The 5269-nt window shown below is 70.7% G+C and carries 6 protein-coding genes and 1 pseudogene; 6 read left to right on the top strand and 1 reads right to left on the bottom strand.

Annotation, left to right across the window (positions count from 1 at the left end):
• The 4 genes and pseudogenes from ACXJKL_RS13690 to ACXJKL_RS13675 all read left to right on the top strand — a co-directional run.
• Positions 1-357 (top strand): annotated as a pseudogene (locus ACXJKL_RS13690) (elongation factor P); the annotation flags it as partial.
• Positions 358-360: 3 nt separating this feature from the next.
• Positions 361-768: a transcription antitermination factor NusB gene (gene nusB / locus ACXJKL_RS13685; protein ID WP_457207594.1), complete on the top strand. Its 408-nt coding sequence runs from the start codon at positions 361-363 to the stop codon at positions 766-768.
• A 65-nt stretch (positions 769-833) separates the two neighbouring features.
• Entirely contained in the window at positions 834-1655 is an 822-nt protein-coding gene (locus ACXJKL_RS13680; RefSeq protein ID WP_457207593.1) for a DUF1206 domain-containing protein, read from the top strand.
• Between the two features lies 1 nt (position 1656).
• Positions 1657-3018 carry a dihydrolipoyl dehydrogenase family protein gene (locus ACXJKL_RS13675; RefSeq protein ID WP_457207592.1) on the top strand — a complete coding sequence of 454 codons (1362 nt, stop codon included), beginning with the start codon at positions 1657-1659 and terminating at the stop codon, positions 3016-3018.
• A 6-nt stretch (positions 3019-3024) separates the two neighbouring features.
• On the opposite strand, the gene ACXJKL_RS13670 is transcribed toward ACXJKL_RS13675, so the two are convergent.
• Positions 3025-3720 (bottom strand): TetR/AcrR family transcriptional regulator, encoded by a 696-nt coding sequence (locus ACXJKL_RS13670; RefSeq protein ID WP_457207591.1) that lies wholly within the window; start codon positions 3718-3720, stop codon positions 3025-3027.
• A 335-nt stretch (positions 3721-4055) separates the two neighbouring features.
• On the opposite strand from ACXJKL_RS13670, the gene ACXJKL_RS13665 reads away from it, so the two are divergent.
• Positions 4056-4751, top strand: coding sequence for a class I SAM-dependent methyltransferase (locus tag ACXJKL_RS13665; protein ID WP_457207590.1), 696 nt, complete (start codon positions 4056-4058; stop codon positions 4749-4751).
• Positions 4752-4808: 57 nt separating this feature from the next.
• Positions 4809-5269: 4a-hydroxytetrahydrobiopterin dehydratase (locus ACXJKL_RS13660; RefSeq protein ID WP_457207589.1), on the top strand; the 461-nt coding region annotated here is incomplete at its 3' end.

The following is a 5269-nucleotide window of genomic DNA, read 5'->3' as shown; positions in this document are numbered from 1 at the left end:
ATGCAGTACCTCTACAACGACGGCAGCTCGTACGTCTTCATGGACACCTCGACGTACGACCAGATCGAGATCGCGCCGGAGATCGTCGGCGGCGCCAAGAACTTCATGCTCGAGAACCAGGACGCCATCGTCGCGACCAACGAGGGTCGCGTGCTGTTCGTCGAGCTCCCCGCGTCGGTCGAGCTGCTGATCAGCCACACCGACCCGGGCCTCCAGGGCGACCGGTCCACCGGCGGCACCAAGCCCGCCACCCTCGAGACCGGCCACGAGATCCAGGTCCCGCTCTTCATCACCAGCGGCGAGAAGGTCAAGGTCGACACCCGCGACTCGTCCTACCTCGGCCGCGTCAAGGGCTGAGGCATGTCGGCTCGCGGCAAGGCCCGCAAGCGCGCACTGGACGTCCTGTACGCCGCCGAGATGCGCGGGGAGAAGCCCGTCGAGGCCCTCGATCGCACCATCGAGGCGGGTGACGGCCCGACCAACGACTACACCTCCGTCCTGGTCCACGGCGTCGCCGAGCACCAGGTCCGCATCGACGAGCTCCTCGCCACCTACGCCCAGGGGTGGACGCTGACCCGGATGCCGGCGGTCGATCGCAACGTGCTGCGGCTCGGTGTCTACGAGCTCCTCTACGTCGAGGACGTGCCCGACGGCGTCGCCGTCTCCGAGGCGATGAACCTCGTCCGCGAGCTGTCGACCGACGACTCCCCGAGCTTCGTCAACGGCCTCCTCGGCAGCATCGTGCGCGACAAGGCCGACCTCGTCTGAAACCGGTCGCGCGGCGCCTCACTCGGGTGAGGCGGCGCCCGACGGCGGGCCCTAGGGTGTGCCGCATGGGAGAGGTCGCCGACAAGGCACAGCAGGCAGGTCAGCAGGCACACCACAGCACGTGGCTCGACTACGCGGTCCGGGCCGGGCTGGTCGCCTACGGCGTCGTCCACCTGATGGTCGCCTGGCTCGCCGTGCAGCTGGCGCTGGGTGACAAGTCGGAGAACGCGTCCAACTCGGGCGCCCTGCACGCGTTGGCCCAGCAGCCGATGGGCGGCGTCCTCATCTGGATGATCGCCGTCGGCATGATGCTCCTCGTCGTGTGGCGCGTCCTGGAGTTCGCGATGGGCTACCAGGACGAGACCGACGACGCCAAGCGGTGGCGCAAGCGGGCGACGTCGCTCGGCAAGGCCGTCCTGTACGGCGTGCTGGCCTGGAGCGCCGTCAAGGTCGCCGTGGGCGAGGGCTCCCAGGGTGGCACCGACTCCACCACCGCCAAGCTGATGGACCTCCCCGGTGGGCAGCTCATCGTCGGCCTGGTCGCCCTGGCGATCATCGGCTACGGCGGTTTCCTCATCTACCGCGGCTGGAGCGAGAAGTTCACCGAGCACCTCGACGCCCAGGGTCAGTCCGGCAAGGACGGTTCGGCGTACATCCTGTTCGGCAAGGTCGGCTACATCGCCAAGGGCGTCGCCATCGTGATCGTGGGCGGCCTGTTCGGCTACGCGGCCATCACGCACGAAGCGAAGAAGTCCGGTGGTCTCGACCAGGCGCTGCAGACCGTGTTGGAGCAGCCGTTCGGCCAGGTGCTGCTGATCGCGATCGCGCTCGGCATCGCCTGCTACGGCCTGTTCTGCTTCGCCCGCGCCAAGCACCTCTCGCGCTGACATGGGCACCCGCATCGCGTGTGACGTCGTCGTCCTGGGTCTTGGTCCCGGCGGTCAGGAGCTGGCCACCGAGCTGGCCGAGGCCGGGCTCGACACGGTCGGGGTGGAGATGCACCTCGTCGGTGGCGAGTGCCCGTTCTACGGGTGCACGCCCACCAAGATCATGATCCGGGCCGCTGACCACGTGGCGATGGTCCACCGGGCCGACCGCCTCGCCGGCCCGGCCACCGTCTCGCCCGACTGGGCCCTGCCCGCGGGCCGCATCACCGACGAGGCCACCAAGGACTGGACCGACGACGCCAACGCCAAGGCAGTCCAGGAGGCCGGCGTGCGGCTGGTGCGCGGGCACGGCCGGCTGGTCGCCCCGGGTGTCGTGGAGGTCGAGGGGGTGCAGTACGAGGCGTCGCGCGGAGTCGTGCTCAACACCGGCACCGAGCCGCTCGTGCTGCCGATCGACGGCCTGGCGGACACGCCGTACTGGACCAACCGCGACGTCGTGCAGCTCACCGAGCTGCCCCGCACCCTGGCCATCCTCGGCGGTGGCCCGATCGGCTGCGAGATGGCGCAGGCCCTGTCGCGCTTCGGGGTCGAGGTCACCGTCATCGAGGCCGCCGACCGCCTGGTCGCGGTCGAGGAGCCCGAGACGAGCGCCCTGCTCGCCCAGGTCTTCGAGGCCGAGGGGATCACCGTGCACACCGGGGTCGAGGTCGACCGGGTCGAGCACGACGGCACCTTCGTGCTCGCCGCCGGTGACCTGACCGTCCGGGCGGAGCGGCTGCTCGTCGCCGCCGGTCGCAGCAACAACGTCCGCGACGTCGGGCTGGAGGCCGTCGGGCTGGACCCCTCTGCGGACACGGTGGAGACCGACGAGCGGATGCGGGCCGGCGACCGGCTGTGGGCCATCGGGGACATCACGGGGCACGGCCGCTACACCCACGTGTCGAGCTACCAGGCCGAGGTGGCCAGGGCCGACATCCTCGGTGCGCACTGGCCGCCGGCCGACTACCGGGCGGTGAGCCGGGTGACCTTCACCGACCCCGAGATCGGCTCGGTCGGGCTGTCGGAGGAGCAGGCGCGACGGCAGGGACTGGACGTGAGGACCGGTTTCGCCGACCTCAGCGGCTCGGCACGCGGGTGGCTCGACGGAGTGGGCAACGAGGGCCACGTCAAGCTCGTCGCCGACGCCGGCACCGGTCTGCTGGTGGGCGCCACGGCGATGGGCCGGACCGGGGGAGACCTCGTGGCGATGCTCGCCCTGGCGATCCACGCCGAGGTCCCGCCGTCCGTCGTACGCCGCATGCACTTCGCCTTCCCGACCTACCACGGGTCGGTCATGACGGCCCTGGACGACCTGGGACTCTGAGGCGCCTCAGTCCCGGCGGGCCGAGGCCGAGAGGGCCGTCGCGACGAGGAAGTCGCGTACCTGCTCGGGCGACACCGAGCCGACCGTCGGTATCCCCGGCGCCGACTCGCCGACCAGGATGCCCACGCGCGCCAGCTGGAGGCCGCCCAGCGCGCTGGCGTAGAGCTGGTTGGCGAGCAGGTTGGTGTCGGCGACCTCGAAGTCGCCGGACGCTACGCCGTCATCCATGACGCCGGACAGCACGGACAGGCAGGCGGAGATGCTGCGGCCGAGGCGGAAGAGGGCGCTCTCGCTGATCTCGTCGAGGAGCTCGGGCCCGGTACGCCGCATCAGCGTCTGGGCACAATCGACGAAGGCCGGGTAGCGCATCCCGTAGTCGACGAACGCGGTGACGATCGCGGTGAGCCGCGTGGGGGCGTCGCCCCGCTGCGCGGAACCCTCGGCCAAGGCATCGCGCAGCTCGTCGAGGTAGCCGGTGAGGGTGAGCGCGAAGAGCTCCTCCTTGCCGGTGAAGTGCCGGTAGACGATGGCCCGGTTGATGCCCACCGCTCGGGCGATGTCCTCGATCTGGGCGTCCCGCACACCCCGCTCGTCGAAGAGCGACCGGGTGGCGTCGAGGATCTCGCGCTCACGCTGCCGGCGGCGGGCCGCGGCGGCCGACCGGCGCCCGTCCACGCGGGATGCCTGCTCGCTGGTGGCCATGGGGAGAAGTGTAGGACGCGTGCAACCCGGAGTTGCACGACTGTGACGGTCGGCGTCGCGGTCGGGGACCACCGGAGGAGCACTCATCCGACGCTCGGCCGGCTCGGTGGTGCGGGCAGATCCGCTGACGAGCGTCGAGTGTGCACACCAGCACCGTTGTGCGTGCGCTGGCACCCCGAGACCCGGGAACCGACCGAGATGCGGTAGCCGCCTCGGTGGATGCGTCGGTCACGGCGTGCCGCGCCGTCCGCCGCGCGGCCCGCGTGTCGCTCAGTCACGCCGGCATGTGGTCCCGGTAGGAACGAACCCATGCTTCCTCCGAGGACGGGTCCACGATGACAGACACGAACTACGACGACTTCGCGCTCGCCTACGCAACCGAGAACGAGTCCGGCCTCTTCAACGCCTACTACGCACGCCCGGAGATCCTCCGTCTCGCCGGGGACGTCTCCGACCACCGGATCCTCGACGCGGGCTGCGGGTCGGGGCCGCTGATGTCAGCGCTGCGCACCAACGGTGCACTCGTCACCGGCTTCGACGTGAGCGCGGCCATGGTCGACCTGGCCCGGCAGCGGCTGGGTGACGACGCCGACCTGCACGTGGCGGACCTCGCCGCGCCCCTTCCCTTCCCCGACGCCGAGTTCGATGACGTCGTCGCGTCCCTCGTGCTGCACTACCTCGAGGACTGGTCCGGCCCGCTCGCCGAGCTACGTCGCGTGCTGAAGCCCGGCGGTCGCCTCATCCTCTCGGTGAACCACCCCGCCGCCTACGCGATCGTGCACCCCGAGGCTGACTACTTCGCGGTGACGAAGTACTCGGAGGACTACGTCTTCGACGGCCGGACCGTGTGGCTGACCTTCTGGCACCGACCGCTCCAGGCCATGGCGGCTGCCTTTGCGGCTGCGGGGTTCCGCATCGTCACGATCACCGAGCCGCCCCCGGCGCCGGACACTCCGGCCGACCTGCTTCCGCCCGGGATGAGGTACGACTCCTTCATGTGCTTCCTGTTCGTCGTCCTCGAGCCCGTCTGAGTCCCGGCTGCCCGCCGCGCCGGACTGCGGGCCCGATCAGGGCTAGGGTCCCCGCCCATGGAGATGATGCGGGGTACACAGATCGCCGAGGCGAACCTGACCGACTGGCGCAAGCTGGCGCAGGGACTCCATGCGCGATACCTGATCGATGACTTCGGCACCGGCGCACGGTTCGTCGCCGCGGTGGGCAAGGTGGGCGACGGTCTCGGCCACCACCCACGCGTAGCCATGGGCACGGGGTACGTCGACCTCAAGCTGGTCAGCGACGACGCCGTCTACCGTGACGACGAAGGCACCGAGCACGTCGTGGAGTGGGTGACCCAGCAGGACGTCGACCTCGCCCGACGGATCACCGAGATCGCCGTCGACCACGAGCTCACCGCCGACCCGGCCTCGGTCAGCGAGATCGAGCTCGGCCTCGACACGGCGCGCTCCGCGACCATCGCGCCGGTGTGGGCCGCCCTCCTGACCGGGAGCGCCGAGGCCCAGGGCCGCGGGACCCCCGGCGACGAGATCCG

This window comes from Nocardioides sp. P5_C9_2, from assembly GCF_054049555.1.
This window is presented reverse-complemented; position numbering and strand designations above follow the sequence as displayed.